Below are 18,866 nucleotides of genomic sequence, written 5' to 3' on the forward strand. Positions count from 1 at the left end.
GGGGCGTGCGTCATCAGGGAAAGTCAGCCGATCAGGCCACGGACGCCGATCACGAGGGTTGCCAGTCCGAAGACCATGGCCGTGCTGATCTTCATGAGGTTCGTGGTCATGTACCGGGTCGGCGAACCTTTGGCGTCCCGCGCCTGCGGGGACTTCAGGACGTCCCGCAGATAGGGCGGCCAGACGATGAGGGACCAGAGACCGGCGATCACCAGGACCAGCGCGAGGGGAGTGGAGAGGACCATGGGTTAGCTCTTCCGGCTTTCAATCCACTTGCCGGCCTGGCCTGCCTGGATCGTAAGGGCCTTGCCGATCATCGGTTCGGCGGCCTTGGCGATCTTGTCGCCAAGGAACGGAATGCTGGAGGCCACCTTGCCGTCAACATCCACGCGGGTGCCCTCGGGGGTGCTGACCAGTCGCTGCACGGCGTTGACCTTCAGCGGGACCCCGCCCACGGAGAGCTCCACTGCCGCTTCACGGGATCCGTCGGCAGCAGGTGCGGCCCACTGCTCTTTCTGGGTCACGGTCAGGGTGGCACCAACAAACTTCTTCGCAATGTCCGGCAACCGGTCCGTGGGCATCGTCCGCACAGCAGTGAGGACAAATGCCCCGGCGGTGTCACCGTCCACGGAAGCGGAAACCAGGGAACCGCCTACGTGCTCGCTCATGCTGCGCAGGAAACCCTCGTCAGCGAACGTGTCCGTCACGGTCCGTACGTCGTAGGGCAGGATAGTTGATGCGTTCAGGGCCATAGGTCCTCCGTAAGGTGAGCGGTAATGCCGGATTCCGCGGGCTTGTACAGCCCGCCGGCCGGCCAACCCTCATCCTAAACCGCACGCACAGCTGCCCCGAAACCGGGGCCGGGGAGTCCCGGACCGGGTCAGGGCACCAGATTGATGCAGCCCACGGGGCTTCCCGCCGCACCGCCCTGCCCCGCATCGAGGATGAGGAGCGACTCGGCGTCGTCGTCTGGCAGCGTCCACGGAACCGTGGTGCTCGCGGTGGCATTGCCGGCGGTGTCGGTAGTGAAGTCCAGGACGAGGCCGCCCTGGCTGCCCTGGTACTCCGCGCCGGCGTCCGATGGATCTGCTCCGCAGTCATCCTCGTGCAGCCGGGCACTGTAGGTCGTGTCGGCGGCGAAGCTCTGTGCCTGGAGCTGAACGGTGGTGTTCTCCGCGCTTTCCTCCACGGTGACAATCGCAACGGACTCATCCGGGATCAAGGCGGTGCTGTAGGTGGTCGCTACGGCGTCGTCGCAGTACGGGCCGAAGGTTCCCTCGATGATCCCGCCCGGAGTCGGGGACGCAGTGAACTTTCCGCAGCGATCGGGGTTGGCAGTGCGGCCGGGAACGCCGGCCGCCTGGCAGTTTTCTCCGCTGGCGTCCGGGGAATCGGTGCCGCAGGGCGAAGGGCTGGATGAGGAAGAGGAAGGGGAACCTTCGGGATCGTTGTCGCCGTCGCCGTCGGAAGTGCCCGCGCAGCCGGTGAAGGCCAGTGCGAATACCGCACATCCCGTGGCCAGGAGGGTCGCTTTGCGTGCCATGGGCAATCCTTACGTTGTCGAAAGGCGAGGCCGGCGAATGGATAACTGCCGTCTTCGGGTGACCCGTGCTTTTCCAGCGTGGCAGGCGGCCCGGCGAAAATCCAGATCCAGCGGCGCTGCAGCCCGGGTCCGGATCTCCGCGCACCTCGCGCTTTCGCACGTTTTCCGCTCTCAGCGCGAGCGCCGGACCGGTGCCCCGGCAGCAGGTAATGTGGAAGAAAACCCCGGGGTTCCGTTTGTGGACTTCGGGTATTTGCGTTGCCGTCATGAAGGAGAAAACACCCCATGAGCCTGAACGGACTGCGTGCCGCCCTCGCTGAGGACCCCTCGTACGCAAGGGTGCGGACTCTTTCCTCCCGGCCGCCCGCAGGCCGCAGCGAAGACCTGCAGATCGGGGCTCCGCAGGGCATGCGCGCCGCCCTGCTGGCCGAAGTCGTGGACGGCCTGGCATCGGCCGGAACCGGTGCCGGCGTTCCGCCGGTGGTGCTGGCCGTGACGGCGACGGGACGCGAGGCCGAGGACCTGGCAGCCGCGCTGCGCAGTTATCTTCCCTTGGCCGGTATCGAAGAGTTCCCCAGCTGGGAGACCCTGCCGCACGAGCGGCTGTCCCCGCGCTCGGATACCGTCGGACGGCGCCTGTCGGTGCTCCGCCGGCTGGCGCACCCGGAAACCGCCCCGGTGCAGATTGTGGTTGCCCCGGTGCGCGCCGTGCTCCAGCCGCTGGTGGCCGGACTGGGCGAACTCAAGCCGGTGGCGCTGAAGGTCGGCCAGGAGCAGCCCTTTGACTCCGTGGTGCAGGCACTGGCGGAGGCCGCCTATGCGCGGGTGGATATGGTCTCCCACCGCGGCGAGTTTGCCGTGCGAGGCGGCATCCTGGATGTTTTCCCGCCCACCGAGGACCACCCCATCCGCATCGACTTCTTCGGCGACGAAGTCGATTCCATGCGCTGGTTCGCGGTCGCTGACCAGCGGACCCTGACCGGGGAGCACATCACCCACCCCTCGGAGCTCTACGCCCCGCCGTGCCGGGAAATCCTGATCACGCCGTCGGTCATGAGCCGCGCCGCCAAGCTCAAGGACCAGATGCCGGCCGCCTCGGACATGCTGGAAAAGATCGCCGGCGGAATTGCCGTGGAAGGCATGGAATCCCTCGCTCCGGTGCTGGTGGACTCCATGGTCCCGCTGATGGGGGAGCTGCCCCGCGGATCCATTGCCGTGGTCATCGAGCCGGAAAAGGTCCGGGCCCGCGCCCACGACCTGGCCGCCACCAACGAGGAGTTCCTGGCCGCAGCCTGGGCAACGGCGTCCGACGGCGGTGCGGCGCCCCTGGATCTTTCCGCCGGGCTGGCCTCGGACCTGGACGCTGCAAGCTTCCGTTCCCTGGCCGATACGCGCACTGCCGCGCACGCCAATGACGTGGCCTGGTGGTCCATTACATCCTTCAACCCCGACGACGAAACCGTCCTGGACATCGACACCCTGACCATCAACGCCCGGGAACCGCGCGGCTACCGGGGCGACGTAGCGGAAATGATGGAGTTCATCGGCGGCCGCGTCCGGGACGCCTGGCGTGTGGTGGTGGTGACGGAGGGGCCGGGCCCGGCCTCCCGCCTGGCCGAACTGTTCCGGGAGAACGACATTCCCGCAGCGCTGGTGGAATCCGTGGACGAGGAACCGCGCCCCGGCGTCATCGCCATCACCACGGCCAGCGCCGGCCGCGGGTATGTCTTTGACACCCTCAAGACCGGTCTGCTGACCGAGGCGGACCTGCTCGGCCGCGCCAGCACCTACTCCACCCGCGACATGCGCAAGATGCCTTCCAAACGGCGCAACGCCGTCGATCCGCTGCAGCTGCAGGAGGGCGACTTCGTGGTGCATGAGCAGCATGGCGTGGGCAAGTTCATTGAGCTCATCCAGCGTGCCACCGGCGCCGGCACCAACAAGACAGTGCGCGAGTACATGGTGCTTGAATACGCGTCCTCCAAGCGCGGGGCGCCGGGGGACCGGCTGTTCGTCCCCACCGACCAGCTGGACCAGATCACCCGGTACGTGGGCGGTGAAACCCCTGTCCTGTCCAAGATGGGCGGTTCCGACTGGGCCAAGACCAAGAGCCGGGCGCGCAAGGCGGTCAAGGAGATTGCGGGGGAGCTGATCCGGCTCTACTCCGCCCGGATGGCGTCCAAGGGCCACGCCTTCGGCCCGGACACCCCGTGGCAGCGTGAACTCGAGGAAGCGTTCCCTTATGTCGAGACCCCGGATCAGCTGACCACTATCAACGAGGTCAAGGCGGACATGGAGCGTGAAATCCCCATGGACCGGCTGGTCTCCGGCGACGTGGGCTACGGCAAAACCGAGATCGCGGTGCGTGCAGCGTTCAAGGCCGTGCAGGACGGCAAACAGGTGGCCGTGCTGGTGCCCACCACGCTGCTGGCCCAGCAGCATATGGAAACCTTCGCCGAACGCTTCTCCGGCTTCCCGGTCCGGGTGGATTCGCTCTCGCGCTTCCAGACCGCCAAGCAGGCCAAGGCAACTATCGAGGACGTCAAGACCGGCGCCGTGGACGTGGTCATCGGCACCCACCGTCTGCTGTCCCAAGAGGTCCGGTTCAAGGACCTGGGCCTCGTGATCGTGGACGAGGAGCAGCGCTTCGGCGTCGAACACAAGGAAGCGCTGAAGAAGATGCGCACCAACGTGGACGTGCTGGCCATGAGCGCCACCCCGATTCCCCGCACCCTGGAGATGTCCCTGACCGGTATCCGCGAGACATCCACCTTGGCCACCCCGCCGGAGGAACGGCACCCGGTGCTCACCTATGTGGGCCCCTACACGGACAAACAGGCCTCCGCCGCCATCCGCCGGGAGCTCATGCGCGAGGGCCAGGTCTTCTTTGTCCACAACCGGGTGTCCTCGATTGACCGGACGGCCGCCCATCTGCGGGAACTGGTGCCGGAGGCGCGGATCGCCGTCGCGCACGGCCAGATGAGCGAGTCCAAGCTCGAGCAGATCATTGTGGATTTCTGGGAGAAGCGCTTCGACGTGCTGGTGTGCACCACCATCATCGAAACGGGCCTGGACATCTCCAATGCCAACACCCTGATCGTGGACCGTGCGGACCACTTCGGGCTTTCGCAGCTGCACCAGCTGCGCGGCCGGGTGGGGCGCGGCCGGGAGCGGGCCTATGCGTACTTCCTGTACCCGTCCGAAAAGCCGCTGGGCGAGGTGGCACTTGAACGGCTGAAGGCCGTGGCCACGCACAACGAGCTGGGTGCGGGCATGCAGCTGGCCATGAAGGACCTGGAGATCCGCGGTGCCGGCAACCTGCTGGGCGGGGAACAGTCCGGCCATATTGCCGGCGTCGGCTTTGACCTGTACATCCGGCTGGTAGGCGAAGCCGTGGCCGACTACCGGGGCGAGGCCGAGGAGAAGGCGGCCGAAATGAAGATCGAGCTGCCGGTCAACGCCCATCTCCCGCACGACTACGTTCCGGGGGAGAGGCTGCGGCTGGAGGCCTACCGCAAGCTGGCGTCAGCACTCACCAATGAGGCGATCGACGAAGTGCTGGCCGAACTGGTGGACCGTTACGGCGAGCCCCCGCAGGAAGTGAAGAACCTGATCGATGTAGCCCGCTTCCGGGTGGATGCACGCGCCGCCGGGCTCACCGACGTCGCGCTGCAGGGCAACTTCATCAAGTTCGCACCGGCGGACCTGCCCGAGTCGAGGACCATGCGACTGCAGCGTATGTATCCCGGGGCGCTCGTGAAGCCGGCGCTGAACGCGGTGCTGGTACCCAAGCCGAAGACCGCCAGGATAGGCGGGAGGGATCTGGTGGACGCCGAAATCCTGGCCTGGGCCAAGCAGGTGCTCGACGCCGTGTTCAAGGAGTAAGCCGGAGGCTAGCCAGTCACCGCAATGACGAAAACACCGGCGGCGGCCACTACGCAGGAGGCCAGTACCGAGTAACCGACGAGGACGATGCGCTGCTGCAGGGCCCGGTTCCGGCGCCACTCCCTGCGGGTCATGGTGGTAGTCATAAACCGAATCTAGGGACGGCTGGGCGCGGCCGCTAAGAGTAGGACACACCTGCTTAACCCCGGCGACTACTCAGTTAAACGCGATGCACCCCAGCCCGAGGGCTGGGGTGCATCGCTGTTTACGCAGGAAAACTACTCGTTGTGCGAGTATCCCTTGGCCAACTCCGTGGTGGTGTCGGAACGGCCGATGCTGAATGCAACGAGGTACATGCCGGTCGCGGCGACCAGCAGAACGGCCATCGGCCACACGTTGTCCAGGGTCAGCCAGTTCACCGCGTAGATGGCGCCCAGGAAGATGGCGAACATCACGGCAAAGATGAGGATGTTGCTGACCAGATGGCCCTCGCCCGAGTGTGAAGGCTGCTTTGACCGTGTTCCAACCATGAAGTTCTCCGTTTCAAAAAGTGTCAGTAGCTATGCCGGTCAGTAGTCCGACGTGGCTTTGCTTCCATTAACAATAGCGATTCCCGAGCTCGCTCCGATACGCGTGGCCCCGGCATCGATCATTGCCTGCGCATCTTCGAGCGAACGGACACCGCCGGAGGCCTTGACTCCGAGGTCCGGACCGACCGTCCGGCGCATCAGGGCAACGTCTTCGGCAGTGGCTCCGCCGCCGTTGAAACCGGTGGAGGTCTTCACGAAGTCGGCTCCGGCTTCGACCGAAGCTTCGCAGGCCAGGACCTTCTGCTCATCAGTGAGCAGGGAGGTTTCGATGATGACCTTGAGGATGCCGCCGGCAGCATGCACGGCGTCGGCGACGGCTGCAATGTCGCGGACCAGGGCGGCGCGGTCTCCGCGCCGGGCTGCGGCGATGTCGATGACCATGTCGATCTCATCTGCGCCGTCCTGAAGCGCGCCCTGGGCTTCAAAGACCTTCACCTCGGTGGTGGTGGCTCCCAGCGGGAAGCCGATGACCGAGCAGGTGAGCACTCCGCTGCCCTTCAGCGCGTTGCGGACGGTGCCGACCCAGATCGGGTTAACGCAGACGGACTTGAACTGGTACTCAGCGGCTTCGGAGCAGACCCGGAGGATGTCGTCGCGGCTGGCCTCGGGTTTGAGGAGCGTGTGATCAATATACGAGGCAATGGGTGTAGACATGGGATCTATCTTGCCATAGGGCAGTGGTGCCGCGTGGTCGAGATCACGGTGGCGGCGGGCTGCCGGGGCGTGCGCAAGGATGAAAAAATCGGCCGGGTCCGCAATGCGGAGCCCGGCCGATTCACTTATTTCCGAACAATTATCCTACGGCCGGCCAGTTGCCAAACAGCTGGACTGCATTCTTGCCGGCTCCAGCTACAGGAGCTGCGTCGGAATTCTGGGCCACGGCGCCCGCTCCGAAGATAAGGGCGGCCAGGAGTGCAGCTGCACCGAATTTTTTCATGTCGTGCTCCTTGAGAGAAACGATGTGGTGGGGTGAAACACCTGAAGTATAGCTATGCTGAAGCTCTTATTGATATGCGATTGGCCATCTTTGGTGAATTCTGAGTAATTATTGCAGAATGGCACCGGGCCTCTGTCGCTGGAAGGACCAGAATCCTTGGAAGATGAACAGGTGTATTTAGCCAACGAGTACAAGGCGCAACAAGCGAGCCAGCGTCGTGACTACGGCAAGGCGGTCGAATATTCGGTGCTCGCGCGTGAAGCTGCACTTGAGGCCGGTGATACCTGGGGATACTGCCGGTTGACGCTCAGCATTGCCCGGTACCAATACGACCTGGGGCTGATGGATGAGTGCATCCATACAATAAACGCGTTGACAGCTCATCCCGTCATTGTCGACTTCCCGGAAACCGCTGCCCGCGCCCGGGTGATCCTCTCCGAGGCCTTGAGGAACAAGGGGGCAAGCGACCGTGCGCTGGTTGCGACAGAAGAGGCGATAAGTATCGTTCCGGATCGTTCCAAGGAATTGCGTACCGCTCTTCAACATTCCATGGTGGCAACCCTGGCTGAGGAGGGGGAGGTGGAAGCGGCGTGGCAGGAAGCGATGGTGCTGGACTCCCTCGTTGGTCCTGAAGCAGGCGCAAGGGCTAGCGGCATGGCCTACTGGACGATCGGAAATTCGGCATTTATGTCCGGACGGATCGAGGAAGGACTCCGGTTCCACGAGCAGGCAGCAACGGCCCTGACCCCGTTGGGGGACGTCAACCTATGGGCACTGTTTAATAAGGCCTCGGCAAACCTGCGCATGGATGCAGGGGTAGTGCAGCCGGAGACCCTCGAATGCATTGAACGGGCGGAAGTAGCCATTTCGGTTTCCGAGGGAAACCTGGCCGACCGGCTGGAGATCCTCTTATCACGCGCCCACTGGGAACACTTGGCCGGGAATAATGGGGTAGCCGAACAAAAGCTCCGGGACGTGGCCACCAAGGCCGAAGAATTATTCCCGTATACCCGTGCACAGGCACTGATGGTTTTGGCGAGATGCCTGTTCGACCTTGGGCGAGCTGGCGAGGCATTGGACGCGGCGCGGGAAGGTGAACGACTATTCGACGGTCTAGGGGCACCGGTCCAAGCCGAAAGAGCACGGGAGATTATCAGGACCATCCTCCGAAATGACTCCATCACCCAAACAGTTGAACACGAAACGAAAAGTCAGGCCTAGAAACTCGATATTTATGTATCGAAGGCGCACAATACAAACACCGTCTTTCGAATTATCGGCGGCAATCACGGACGAGCCGTTCCAAATCGGCGAGGGAATCCGCTGCATTTGATCCTGCGCAGCGACTTGGGGGAAGCATGGCTAGACGCGATAGATTGCAGTACGCAGGGACACGCCCTTATGCCGACCCGCAGAACCCGCCGGACGGCAAGGGCGTGCTAACCGGGGATAAAAGGATTTCCCCCGGGCACATCTCGGTCGAATTCGCCGAGGAGGGACATTTGGTACTGGCGTTGCCGCCAGGTGAAGTGATCACCGGGACGATGGCCCTGCAGGCGGCAGAGAAGATCCAGGCCCTCGCCGGAGCCAGCACCCTGCCTCTGCTCCTGGTCCTGACTGGAGTGGATTCAGTATCCCGAAGCGCCCGCGACGTTTTCAGTGCGGCGCGGTCGCTCTCGGCGGTGGCCGTCATGGGTGTCTCGCCGGTGGACCGCGTTATTGCCAATTTTCTGCTGGGCGGCGAAGTGCAGCCGTGTCCCACCCGCTACTTCTCAAGCGAACCTGACGCGCTTGGCTGGCTGAAACGATTTGCGGTATGACACCTGACTCTGAAGCCGCCAATCTGTCCGGCGAAGCCGTCCGGCTGAACAGGATAGTCGAGGGCATTGTCAGCATCGCGGCGGGAAACCTCACATCGCGAATTCCCGTTTCGCCCGCACGCGACCAGATTGATGCCGTCAGCACGGGCATTAATCTGCTGGCCGAAGAACTGGACGACATTTACCGGGACCTTGAGCAGCGTGTGCAGGACCGTACCCAGGAGCTCCGGGAAGCTCACGCCCAGATGCAGCACATGGCCCTTAGCGACCCCCTCACCGGGGCTGGAAACAGAACTGCCTTGATGCAGGCAGCTGAGGACGCATTGACGGTTTGGAACGTCGAGCAAGTTCGGGATACCGCGCCGGCGGTATTGATGGTTGACCTGGACGGGTTCAAAGACATCAATGACAGCTTCGGACACCAAGCGGGTGACCGGGTACTCCAAGAAGTGGCGACAAGATTGCTCGCCTGCGTGCCGGGGGATAGCACCGTTTCACGGCTCGGCGGCGACGAATTCGCGGTTCTGCTCCCTGACGTCAGCCGCATGTCCGCCCGGGCGACGGCCGAGCGTGTGCAGGAAGCACTGGGGTTCAAAATGAAGGTGGAGGAACTGGATGTCTGGCCCCGTGCCAGCATTGGCGTGCACCTGGCCGAGGTTGGGCAGTCCGCCGAAGACCTGCTTCTCCGCGCCGACACGGCAATGTACGAAGCGAAGGAAGACGGTCCGGGCCTGGTCCGGCTATTTGAACCGGTGATGCTCTACGCCCGCCAACTGCGGCGCAAAATGTCCTCTGATCTGCGCAATGCCGTTGAACGCAACGAGTTTCGGCTGGCGTACCAGCCCGTTGTAGATCTGGTCACCGGAAAGATGCAGGGTGTGGAGGTGCTGCTGCGCTGGGAGCATCCGACGCAGGGACTGGTCATGCCGGACATCTTCATTCCGCTGGCCGAGGAAAGCGGAGCCATCCTGGGGATCGGACGCTGGGTGCTGCGGTCTGCCCTGGAGCAACTAGCGCAGTGGCGTGAGGCCGATCAGGACCAGGACGGCTTCCATATCCGCGTCAACGTCTCCCCGTCTGAACTGCAGAGCATGGACCTGGTCGACTTTGTCCGGGCGCAGCTGCGGGAAGCCGGCGCAGCTCCGCAGGATCTGGTTCTCGAGATCACCGAGAGCGCTTTCGTGGGCAGCGGAGACGTTGAGACTTACTCCATGAGGTCGCTCAAAGCCCTGGGCGTCCGCTTGGAAATCGACGATTTCGGCACGGGGTATTCATCCATCAGCTACCTGCGGCGCCTGCCGGTGGATACCGTCAAGGTGGACCGCGCCCTGATCGCCGAGATCAGCCGCGACGAAGGGCAGCTGCAGTTCGTGGACGCCGTTCACCGGCTCATCCAGGCCGCCGGAATGGAAGCAGTCTTCGAAGGAATAGAGACCCTGGAGCAGGCTGAACTACTGCAGGACATGGGCTGCTGCAGCGGCCAGGGCTACTACTTCAGCCGGCCGCTCACCGCCGGGCAGGTGGGAACGCTCCTGACCAGCGGCAGCCGCCTGCCGCTGGCCACGGAACTGCTGGCGTAACCGGACACTGCTGGCCTAATCGGGCGCCCGGACGCAGGTGAAGGAAGCTCAGTTCCGGACCCGGTACCGCAGGAACACGACGCCGTTGGCGAATCGTTTCTCCTCCAGCAGCTCCAGATCCAGCCGCAGACCGTCCGGCAGGAACCGCTTCCCGCCACCGACAATCACGGGGGAGAGCAGCTGCTGCAACTCGTCAACCAGCCCCGCCTGCAGCGCCTGGCCGGCGAGGTCCGCTCCGCCCACGGACACGTCGCCGTCGGACGCCTCCACGAGTGCCCGCACGGCAGCGGGATCGAACTCCCGTTCCAGCCGCGTGCGCGGGGCGGAGAGGCCGGCGAGGGTTCGAGAGAAAACCACCTTGTCCGCCCCCTGCCAGATCCGCGCGTACTCGTGGATGGCGGGCGGCTCGTCCTCTGCGGGGACGGCGTCCCAGGCAGCCATCACCTCATAAAGCCGCCGTCCCAACAGATGCGTGTGGACGTCCCGCTCAAGCCCGTTGACGAAGGAATGGACCTCTTCATCGGGCATGCTCCAGTCAAAGGACCCGGACTCGTCCGCTATGTACCCGTCTAGCGACGTGATGCTGGTGTAGATCAGCCGTCCCATGCCGGCCTCCCGCTTAGGTTAGAGTCCCAGGGCTGTCCGTACATCGGCCAGCACTGCATCCAGGGTTGCGCGTGCGTTCGAACGCGCAGCCGGCAGATCAGCCGCTGAACCGACGGGCTCAATCACCTCGAGGTAGCACTTGAGCTTCGGCTCGGTTCCGCTGGGACGGATGATGACCCGGGTGTTGTCACGGGTAACGTACCGCAGCCCGTCCGTGGGCGGCAGTCCGTTGGCGCCTTCGGCAAGGTCGACGGCGGTTTCCACCGGGGAGCCGGCGAAGGAGACCGGCGGGTGCTGGCGCAGCCGCTGCATCATTTCGGTCAGCAGGCCCAGGTTCTCCACCCGGACGGAGAGCTGGTCGCTCTGGTGCAGGCCGTGCTCCAGGGCCAGCTCGTCGAGTTCGTCAAAGAGGGTCCGGCCCTTCGCCTTCAGGGCAGCGGCCAGCTCGGCCAGCAGCAGTCCGGCGGAGATGCCGTCCTTATCCCGGACCAGTCCCGGTGCCACGCAGTAGCCCAGTGCTTCTTCGTATCCGTAGGTCAGCTTCGGCACCCGGGAGATCCACTTGAACCCGGTCAGGGTTTCCTGGTGCTCAAAACCTGCAGCATCCGCAATGCGGGCCAGGAGGCGGGAGGAAACAATCGAGTTGGCGAAGACAACGCCGGAACGGGCTTTCTCGCCCCGTACCTTCCAGCGGCCGGCAGCGATCCGCCGGGCAATGTGGCGGCCCAGCAGGGCGCCGACTTCGTCACCGCGCAGCATGCGCCATTCGCCCGTGGCAGGGTCCTTGGCCGCGACGGCGGCGCGGTCGGCGTCCGGATCATTGGCCAGGACAAGGTCCGCGTCCCGCTCGGCGGCAAGCTTCAGGGCCAGGTCCAGCGCTCCGGGTTCCTCCGGGTTCGGGAAGGCAACGGTGGGGAAGTCCGGGTCCGGCAGTGCCTGCTCCGGAACCAGGGTCACCGAGGTGAACCCGGCACCGCGAAGCACGGCGGACATGGTTTCGCCGCCGACGCCGTGCATAGGCGTGAGGACGATGTCCAGGTCCCGTGCCGGGTAGCCTTCCCGGTGCGCCAGGTCGTCGACGGCGCCGATGTAGTCGGCGATCAGCGACTCGGAAACTTCGGTGTAGCCGTCCGGTGCCAGCTCAATGGAGTCCAGCGGAACGGTGTAGTCGATCCGTGCGGCGATCTCGGCGTCGTACGGAGAGACAATCTGCGCACCGCGGCCGGGACCCTTGACCGTGCGGCCGCCCAGGTAGACCTTGTAGCCGTTATCCGCGGCAGGGTTGTGGCTGGCAGTGACCATCACGCCCGCGTCTGCGTCCAGGGCGCGGACCGCGTAGGCGAGCAGCGGCGTCGGAAGCGTGCAGGGCAGCAGGAACGTTTCGATGCCGGCGGCGCCGAAAACGGCAGCCGTTTCCAGCGCGAAGTCCTTCGACTTGTACCGGGCGTCGTAGCCGATCACGGCGCTGGGAGTCCAGTTGTCGCCGGCTGTGTCCTGCAGGAAGGACGCGATGCCTGCAGCGGTGCGCCGCACCACCACGCGGTTCATCCGGTTTGAACCGGCGCCCAGCTCCGCACGCAGCCCAGCGGTTCCGAACTCGAGCGTGCCGGCAAACCGGTCCGCCAGTTCCGCCGCAGCGGCGTCCGCACCGTCGGCGTCCGCACCATCCGTGTCCGCGAGGGTGCGGAGGAGGGTGCGGAGCTCACGGGCGGTGTCCGGGTCGGGGTCACTGTCCGCCCACGCGTGCGCGGCGGCGGTGAGTTCTTCGAGGTCGGCGGGGATCAGAGTCATGTGGATACCTACTGTTGCTGGTGCGGGTAGCTGTGCGGCGGAAAGCTGCTAGATCTTGTTGATGATCTCGGCGAGCAGCTTGGAGATGCGCGGTCCGGCGGCCTGTCCCGCTTCCAGGACCTCGCCGTGGCTCAGTGCCACCGGGCTGATGCCGGCGGCCAGGTTGGTGACCAGGGAGATCCCGAAGACCTCCATGCCGGCGTGGCGTGCGGCAATGGCTTCGAGTGCCGTGGACATGCCGACCAGGTCGGCGCCGATGGTCTTGGCGTAGCGGACCTCGGCCGGCGTTTCGTAGTGCGGGCCGGTGAACTGGGCGTAAACGCCTTCATCCAGGGTCGGGTCCACGCTGCGTGCCACGTCGCGCAGCCGCGACGAGTACAGGTCTGTCAGGTCAACGAACGTCGCGCCTTCGAGCGGGGACGTGGCGGTGAGGTTGAGGTGGTCGCTGATCAGCACCGGGGTGCCCGGCTGCCACTCGGGATTCAGCCCGCCGCAGCCGTTGGTGAGGACCATGACCTTGGCGCCGGCAGCGGCTGCGGTGCGGACACCGTGCACGACGGCGCGTACGCCCTTGCCCTCGTAGTAGTGGGTGCGTGCACCCAGGACCAGGGCGCGCTTGCCGTCGGTGGTGAGGACGGAGCGGATGGTGCCCACGTGCCCCTGCACGGAGGGGGCCGAGAAGCCCGGGATATCGGAGGCGGAGAGCGTAGCGGTGGTCTCGCCGATCAGCTCGGCGGCTTCACCCCAGCCGCTTCCGAGGACCAGTGCAATGTCGTGGGAGGGCACGCCGGTGTGCTCTGCAATGTAGTCGGCGGCCTGCTGGGCAAGTTCAAATGGGTCGTTAGTCACTTAACAAACTTACAGCCTTGCCGGCCTGCCGAAGTCCGCGCCTGCACCGCCGTTTGAGCGCCGTCACTCGATGGGACAGAATAGACCCTTGTGACCACCCAACTAGATTTTACTGCCCGAAAACTTGCGATTCTCGGAGGCGGCCCCGGCGGCTATGAGGCTGCCCTCGTGGCGGCATCCCTCGGAGCGGACGTAACCGTCGTCGAGCGGCAGGGGCTGGGCGGCTCCGCCGTGCTCACCGACGTCGTTCCGTCCAAGACACTTATTGCCACTGCCGATGTGATGACCCGGCTGAATGCGGCCCGGAATCTCGGCGTGGAATTCGGGGACGTGGCCTCGCCGGTCTACGCAGACCTGAAGGTGGTCAATCATCGCCTGCTGGCCCTGGCCAAGGAACAGTCCAATGACATCCGCAGCACCCTGGAACGGGTGGGCGTGAAGGTGAAGATCGGCGAAGGCCGCCTGCTGGACAACACCACCATTGAAGTCACCGCCGACGACGGCACCGTGGAAACGGTCAAGGCCGAAGCCTTGCTGATTGCCACCGGCGCGAACCCCCGCGAGCTGGAGACCTCTGTTCCCGACGGTGAACGGATCTTCACCTGGAAGCAGATCTACAACCTCACCGAGGTTCCCGAGCACCTGATCGTCATCGGTTCCGGCGTCACCGGCGCGGAATTTGCCTCCGCCTACAACGGGCTCGGCACCAAGGTCACGCTGATCTCCAGCCGCGACCGCGTGCTGCCCGGCGAGGACGCAGATGCCGCCGTCGTGCTGGAAGACGTTTTCCAGGCCCGCGGCATGACCGTGCTCAGCCGGTCCCGCGCCGACTCCGTGAAGAATACGGGCGACGGCGTGCTGGTCACGCTTTCGGACGGACGGACTGTTGAAGGCAGCCACTGCCTCGTAGCCGTGGGCGCCATCCCGAACACCGCGGGCATCGGTTTGGAAGAAGCAGGGGTGCAGCTGGACGAGCGCGGCCAGATCCGGGTTGACGGCGTCTCCCGCACCACGGCCAACAACGTCTACGCCGCGGGCGACTGCACCGGCGTTTTCAACCTGGCCTCCGTGGCGGCCATGCAGGGCCGCATCGCCGTGGCACACCTCATGGGCGACGGCGTGAAGCCGCTGAAGCTCAAGACCGTGGCCTCGAACATCTTCACCTCCCCGGAAATCGCGTCCGTGGGCGTTTCCGAGGCCGACATTGCCGAGGGCCGGTACCAGGGCGACGTCATCAAGCTGTCCCTGCACACCAACGCCCGGGCCAAGATGATGGACGTCAAGGAAGGCTTCGTGAAGATCATTTCCCGCAAGGGCTCCGGCACCGTGATCGGCGGCGTCGTGGTGGGTCCGCGCGCCTCGGAGCTGATCTTCCCGATCGCCATCGCCGTCACCCATAAGCTCCACGTGGATGACCTGGCCAATACTTTCGCCGTCTACCCGTCGCTCACGGGCTCCATTTCCGAAGCCGCCCGCCGCCTGCACGTCCACATGTAACGAACTACTCTTCTTCTTCCCGCGCCCGCATCGGATTATCCGTTTGCGGGCGCGGGATTTTTTATGCCCGTGAACCGGCAGCATGAAATATTTGTCCGGTATATGGACACAAATCTCAAATAACGGACGCATGCTCCTACGATATGGATACTTCATTTCCTCTTGCGAAAGAGTTCCAATGTCTACTAAGAATCCCTCCGCGGCATCTACGCCGGCGCCGGCGCCGGCCAAAACCAATTCCAAGGGCCGCGTGATTGTTGCCAGCCTCGTCGGAACCTCCATCGAGTTCTATGACTTCTACGTATACGCAACGGCAGCAGTCCTCGTCTTCCCCCGGTTGTTCTTTCCGAATGCCGAGGGCATCACGGCCCTGCTGAGCTCGTTCGCCGTGTTCGGGGTGGCTTTCATTGCCCGGCCGCTGGGCTCCATCGTCTTCGGGCACTTCGGTGACAAGGTGGGCCGCAAGGGAACCCTGGTGGCATCGCTGTTGACCATGGGGATTGCGACGTTCCTGATCGGTTGCCTGCCGACCGCGGAAAACGGCTGGACGGTCCTCGCTCCCGCAATGCTGGTGGTCCTGCGGTTTGCCCAGGGCCTGGCCCTGGGTGGGGAATGGTCCGGAGCGGCGCTGCTCGCGACGGAGAACGCGCCGGCCAACAAGCGTGCCGTCTGGGGAACCTTCCCGCAGCTGGGCGCGCCGATCGGGTTCATCCTGGCCAACGGCCTGTTCCTGTTGCTGAGCTTCCAGCTGGATGCCGAGCAGTTCGACTCCTGGGGCTGGCGCGTGCCGTTCCTGGCCAGCGCCGTCATGGTGATCATCGGCCTGTACGTCCGGCTGAAGCTGGTTGAGACGCCGGCCTTCCAGAAGGTTGTGGATTCGGGAGAGGTCAGCAAACTGCCCCTGAGCCGCGCCTTCAAGTACAGCTGGCGCCAGATGATTGCCGGCACCTTCATCATGCTGGCGACGTATGTGCTGTTCTACCTGATGACCACGTTCACGCTGTCCTACGGGACCGCGGCCAAGAGCGCGGAAGCGGCCAAGGCCGCCGCGGAAAAGGCCGGCAAGCCATTCGACCCGGAGACCTTCGCCGCCGGCCTGGGCTACGCCCGCAACGACTTCCTGATCATGCTGATCATCGGCGTGGTGTTCTTCGGGATCTTCACGCTCGTCGCCGGTCCGCTGGCGGAGAAGTTCGGACGCCGCAAGACACTGTTGGTTGTCACCGCCGGCATCTTCCTCTTCGGCTTCACGTTCTCGCCGCTGCTGGGCGGCGGAACCGTGGGGGTGATGGCGCTGCTGATCATCGGCTTCACCCTGATGGGCCTGACGTTCGGACCCATGGGAGCCCTGCTGCCGGAGCTCTTCCCGACCAACGTGCGGTACACCGGGTCGGCCATCGCCTACAACGTCTCCTCGATCCTGGGCGCAGCGGTGGCACCGTTCATCGCCGTCGCCCTCTGGCAGGCCGCGGACGGAAGCCCGTGGCTGGTGGGCATCTACCTGTCATCCATGGCGGTGCTGACGCTGATCGCATTGTTCGTGACCAAGGAAACCCGCGACGTCGACTACGAAAACAATTCCAGTGAGGGCGTGAAGGTCCCCTAGGCCTTTCAAGCACACAGCAGCAGGCCCGGTTCCCGTTGGGGGAACCGGGCCTGCTGTGTTTTTGCGTTGCTGCTGGTGTTGCGCGGGGTTGCTCCGGGATCAGTCCAGAATCGAGGCGATGACGGCGCCGGCGGACACCGTCGCGCCGGGCAGGGCGCTCAGGCCGGAGATGGTGCCGGACTTGTGCGCGGTCAGCGGCTGTTCCATCTTCATGGCTTCGAGCACCACCACGAGGTCACCCTCGCGAACCGCTGCGCCGTCCTCGACGGCCACCTTGACGATGGTTCCCTGCATGGGTGAGGTCAGGTCATCGCCTGCGGCCGCGGTGGATGCACCGCCCCGGGAACGCTTGCGGGCCTTGCCGTTGCCGCGGGTGCCGTTGGATGCGCCGGCTGCGGGGCCGCCCAGGCCGGCCGGGAGCACGACCTCGAGCCGCTTGCCGCCTACTTCAACGGTGACGCGCCGGCGCTCGTCGTCGTCGTCGCCCGTTCCGGGTTCGCCGCTCCAGGCCGGGATGGTGTTCGTGAACTCGGTTTCGATCCAGCGCGTGTGGACGCCGAAGGTCTCCTCGCCGGTGAAGGCGGGGTCCGCAGCGACGGCGCGGTGGAACGGCAGCACGGTGGGCAGGCCGGCGACGTCGATCTCCGCCAAGGCGCGCCGCGCACGCTGCAGCGCTTCGCGGCGGGTGGCTCCGGTGACAATCAGCTTGGCGAGCATGGAATCGAAGTTCCCGCCCACGGTTTCGCCCGCTTCGATGCCCGAGTCAACGCGGACGCCGGGGCCGGTGGGCAGCTTGAACTCGGAGACGGTACCGGGGGCGGGCATGAAGTTGCGCCCCGGGTCTTCGCCGTTGATGCGGAACTCGAAGGAGTGGCCGCGCACTTCCGGGTCGCCGTATCCCAGCGCCTCGCCGCGGGCGATGCGGAACTGCTCGCGGACCAGGTCCAGGCCGGTGACTTCCTCGGAGACGGGGTGTTCCACCTGCAGCCGTGTGTTGACCTCCAGGAAGGAAATGGTGCCGTCCTTGCCGACCAGGAATTCGCAGGTCCCGGCGCCCTGGTAGCCGGCTTCCTTGAGGATGGCCTTCGACGCCGAGTACAGGCTCGCGTTCTGTTCTTCGGTGAGGAACGGGGCCGGGGCTTCCTCGACAAGCTTCTGGTTGCGGCGCTGCAGGGAGCAGTCGCGGGTGGAAATGACCACCACGTTGCCGTAGGCATCAGCAAGGCACTGGGTTTCCACATGGCGCGGGGCGTCCAGGAAACGCTCGATGAAGCACTCACCCCGGCCGAACGCAGCTGTGGCCTCGCGGACCGCCGAGTCGAACATTTCGGGAATCTCTTCGCGGGTGCGGGCAACCTTGATGCCGCGGCCTCCGCCGCCGAAGGCTGCCTTGATGGCCAGCGGCAGCCCGTGCCGGTCCGCGAAGTCCAGGACATCCTGGGCCGACTCCACCGGATCCGCCGTGCCCGGAACCAGCGGGGCGCCGACCTTGGCGGCAATATGCCGGGCCTGGACCTTGTCCCCGAGCGAGGAGATGGCGCTGGGGGAGGGGCCGATCCAGGTCAGGCCGGCGTCGATGACGCGCTGGGCGAATTCGGCGTTCTCGGAGAGGAAGCCGTAGCCGGGGTGGATGGCGTCGGCGCCTGCGCGTGCGGCGGCGTCGAGGATCTTGTCCATGTCCAGGTAGGACTCGGCCGCGGTGCTGCCGCCGAGCGCAAAGGCCTCGTCGGCGAGGCGGACGTGCAGGGCGTCGCGGTCGGGATCGGCATAGACCGCAACGGCGGCAATTCCCTCATCGCGGGCGGCGCGGATGACGCGGACCGCAATCTCGCCGCGGTTGGCAATGAGGATCTTGGTGAGTGCCTTGGCGGGGGTCGCAGCAGGCGCGGGGATGTTCTGGCTCATTGGTGCACTGGCTCCTTTTGATCTGTTCGGAGCCTAGCGCGGTTTTGTGGTCTCGGGCCATAATGCGTGCTGTTTCTGCGTGGGAACCGCCCGTTCGTTGTGGGGATTCTACAAAAGGCCGGAGGTTCCCGGCGGCTGGTGGAAGTCGGGTAAGTATCCCTCCACCGCCGGATTCTCGAAGGTGCCAGTTCGATCTGGAGCCCGAACGAGATGGCGGGGAGGTTCGCGACAGGTGATGGATGGAGACATGAGATCCC

General features: G+C 65.0%; 17 protein-coding genes. 6 read left to right on the plus strand and 11 right to left on the minus strand.

All coding sequences use genetic code 11. The features are described 5' to 3' along the window. Positions 1-23 precede the first annotated feature (23 nt). From N2L00_RS04675 to N2L00_RS04685, 3 genes are all read right to left on the minus strand, one after another. A complete protein-coding gene (locus tag N2L00_RS04675) occupies positions 24-245 on the minus strand; it encodes an SCO4848 family membrane protein (protein ID WP_255767056.1) in 222 nt (73 codons plus the stop codon). A gap of 3 nt (positions 246-248) precedes the next feature. Then, entirely contained in the window at positions 249-752 is a 504-nt protein-coding gene (locus N2L00_RS04680) for a DUF2505 domain-containing protein (protein ID WP_255767057.1), read from the minus strand. A 128-nt stretch (positions 753-880) separates the two neighbouring features. Beyond that, positions 881-1,543 carry a hypothetical protein gene (locus N2L00_RS04685; protein ID WP_255767058.1) on the minus strand — a complete coding sequence of 221 codons (663 nt, stop codon included), beginning with the start codon at positions 1,541-1,543 and terminating at the stop codon, positions 881-883. A gap of 285 nt (positions 1,544-1,828) precedes the next feature. On the opposite strand from N2L00_RS04685, the gene mfd reads away from it, so the two are divergent. Then, complete coding sequence (gene mfd, locus N2L00_RS04690; RefSeq protein ID WP_255767059.1) at positions 1,829-5,428, plus strand: transcription-repair coupling factor; 3,600 nt, start codon at positions 1,829-1,831, stop codon at positions 5,426-5,428. Between the two features lie 8 nt (positions 5,429-5,436). Here the strand turns inward: mfd and N2L00_RS04695 are convergent, their stop codons facing one another. The 4 genes from N2L00_RS04695 to N2L00_RS04710 all read right to left on the minus strand — a co-directional run bounded on the left by N2L00_RS04695 (position 5,437) and on the right by N2L00_RS04710 (position 6,955). Beyond that, a complete protein-coding gene (locus N2L00_RS04695; RefSeq protein WP_255767060.1) occupies positions 5,437-5,574 on the minus strand; it encodes a hypothetical protein in 138 nt (45 codons plus the stop codon). A gap of 132 nt (positions 5,575-5,706) precedes the next feature. Continuing rightward, positions 5,707-5,958: a hypothetical protein gene (locus tag N2L00_RS04700; protein WP_229952409.1), complete on the minus strand. Its 252-nt coding sequence runs from the start codon at positions 5,956-5,958 to the stop codon at positions 5,707-5,709. Positions 5,959-5,997: 39 nt separating this feature from the next. Next, on the minus strand, positions 5,998-6,672 hold the full coding sequence (gene deoC, locus N2L00_RS04705; protein WP_255767061.1) for a deoxyribose-phosphate aldolase: 675 nt from the start codon (positions 6,670-6,672) through the stop codon (positions 5,998-6,000). A gap of 139 nt (positions 6,673-6,811) precedes the next feature. Beyond that, positions 6,812-6,955: a hypothetical protein gene (locus N2L00_RS04710; RefSeq protein WP_255863438.1), complete on the minus strand. Its 144-nt coding sequence runs from the start codon at positions 6,953-6,955 to the stop codon at positions 6,812-6,814. Between the two features lie 156 nt (positions 6,956-7,111). Between N2L00_RS04710 and N2L00_RS04715 the strand changes: the two genes are divergently transcribed. From N2L00_RS04715 to N2L00_RS04725, 3 genes are all read left to right on the plus strand, one after another. Next, positions 7,112-8,176, plus strand: coding sequence for a hypothetical protein (locus tag N2L00_RS04715; RefSeq protein ID WP_255863437.1), 1,065 nt, complete (start codon positions 7,112-7,114; stop codon positions 8,174-8,176). Between the two features lie 137 nt (positions 8,177-8,313). Further along, positions 8,314-8,775: an STAS/SEC14 domain-containing protein gene (locus N2L00_RS04720; RefSeq protein ID WP_255863436.1), complete on the plus strand. Its 462-nt coding sequence runs from the start codon at positions 8,314-8,316 to the stop codon at positions 8,773-8,775. Further along, positions 8,772-10,355: an EAL domain-containing protein gene (locus tag N2L00_RS04725; protein WP_255863435.1), complete on the plus strand. Its 1,584-nt coding sequence runs from the start codon at positions 8,772-8,774 to the stop codon at positions 10,353-10,355. The genes N2L00_RS04720 and N2L00_RS04725 overlap by 4 nt, the downstream gene beginning before the upstream one ends. 48 nt (positions 10,356-10,403) lie before the next feature. Here the strand turns inward: N2L00_RS04725 and N2L00_RS04730 are convergent, their stop codons facing one another. Genes N2L00_RS04730 through N2L00_RS04740 form a run of 3 tightly spaced genes read right to left on the minus strand, consistent with a single transcriptional unit; the run spans position 10,404 to position 13,601 of the window. Continuing rightward, positions 10,404-10,961, minus strand: coding sequence for a dihydrofolate reductase family protein (locus N2L00_RS04730; protein ID WP_255863434.1), 558 nt, complete (start codon positions 10,959-10,961; stop codon positions 10,404-10,406). Positions 10,962-10,979: 18 nt separating this feature from the next. Beyond that, a complete protein-coding gene (locus N2L00_RS04735) occupies positions 10,980-12,752 on the minus strand; it encodes a phospho-sugar mutase (protein WP_255863433.1) in 1,773 nt (590 codons plus the stop codon). 48 nt (positions 12,753-12,800) lie between these two features. Beyond that, positions 12,801-13,601, minus strand: coding sequence for a purine-nucleoside phosphorylase (locus N2L00_RS04740; RefSeq protein WP_230024962.1), 801 nt, complete (start codon positions 13,599-13,601; stop codon positions 12,801-12,803). Positions 13,602-13,691: 90 nt separating this feature from the next. Between N2L00_RS04740 and N2L00_RS04745 the strand changes: the two genes are divergently transcribed. Continuing rightward, positions 13,692-15,098, plus strand: a complete 1,407-nt coding sequence (locus tag N2L00_RS04745) for an NAD(P)H-quinone dehydrogenase (RefSeq protein WP_255767068.1) — start codon at positions 13,692-13,694, stop codon at positions 15,096-15,098. A gap of 178 nt (positions 15,099-15,276) precedes the next feature. After that, positions 15,277-16,704 (plus strand): MFS transporter, encoded by a 1,428-nt coding sequence (locus tag N2L00_RS04750; RefSeq protein ID WP_255863432.1) that lies wholly within the window; start codon positions 15,277-15,279, stop codon positions 16,702-16,704. A gap of 99 nt (positions 16,705-16,803) precedes the next feature. Here the strand turns inward: N2L00_RS04750 and N2L00_RS04755 are convergent, their stop codons facing one another. After that, entirely contained in the window at positions 16,804-18,609 is a 1,806-nt protein-coding gene (locus N2L00_RS04755; protein ID WP_255863431.1) for a biotin carboxylase N-terminal domain-containing protein, read from the minus strand. Positions 18,610-18,866 lie beyond the last annotated feature (257 nt).

The sequence above is a fragment of the Arthrobacter sp. zg-Y1171 genome (assembly GCF_025244845.1).
Taxonomy (GTDB): domain Bacteria; phylum Actinomycetota; class Actinomycetes; order Actinomycetales; family Micrococcaceae; genus Arthrobacter_B.

Excerpts from the sequence above, each read along its gene's own strand:
- N2L00_RS04675 (WP_255767056.1), bottom strand. The coding sequence starts at position 245 with ATGGTCCTCTCCACTCCCCTCGCGCTGGTCCTGGTGATCGCCGGTCTC.
- N2L00_RS04680 (WP_255767057.1), bottom strand. The coding sequence starts at position 752 with ATGGCCCTGAACGCATCAACTATCCTGCCCTACGACGTACGGACCGTG.
- N2L00_RS04685 (WP_255767058.1), bottom strand. The coding sequence starts at position 1,543 with ATGGCACGCAAAGCGACCCTCCTGGCCACGGGATGTGCGGTATTCGCA.
- mfd (WP_255767059.1), top strand. The coding sequence starts at position 1,829 with ATGAGCCTGAACGGACTGCGTGCCGCCCTCGCTGAGGACCCCTCGTAC.
- N2L00_RS04695 (WP_255767060.1), bottom strand. The coding sequence starts at position 5,574 with ATGACTACCACCATGACCCGCAGGGAGTGGCGCCGGAACCGGGCCCTG.
- N2L00_RS04700 (WP_229952409.1), bottom strand. The coding sequence starts at position 5,958 with ATGGTTGGAACACGGTCAAAGCAGCCTTCACACTCGGGCGAGGGCCAT.
- deoC (WP_255767061.1), bottom strand. The coding sequence starts at position 6,672 with ATGTCTACACCCATTGCCTCGTATATTGATCACACGCTCCTCAAACCC.
- N2L00_RS04710 (WP_255863438.1), bottom strand. The coding sequence starts at position 6,955 with ATGAAAAAATTCGGTGCAGCTGCACTCCTGGCCGCCCTTATCTTCGGA.
- N2L00_RS04720 (WP_255863436.1), top strand. The coding sequence starts at position 8,314 with ATGGCTAGACGCGATAGATTGCAGTACGCAGGGACACGCCCTTATGCC.
- N2L00_RS04725 (WP_255863435.1), top strand. The coding sequence starts at position 8,772 with ATGACACCTGACTCTGAAGCCGCCAATCTGTCCGGCGAAGCCGTCCGG.
- N2L00_RS04730 (WP_255863434.1), bottom strand. The coding sequence starts at position 10,961 with ATGGGACGGCTGATCTACACCAGCATCACGTCGCTAGACGGGTACATA.
- N2L00_RS04735 (WP_255863433.1), bottom strand. The coding sequence starts at position 12,752 with ATGACTCTGATCCCCGCCGACCTCGAAGAACTCACCGCCGCCGCGCAC.
- N2L00_RS04750 (WP_255863432.1), top strand. The coding sequence starts at position 15,277 with ATGTCTACTAAGAATCCCTCCGCGGCATCTACGCCGGCGCCGGCGCCG.
- N2L00_RS04755 (WP_255863431.1), bottom strand. The coding sequence starts at position 18,609 with ATGAGCCAGAACATCCCCGCGCCTGCTGCGACCCCCGCCAAGGCACTC.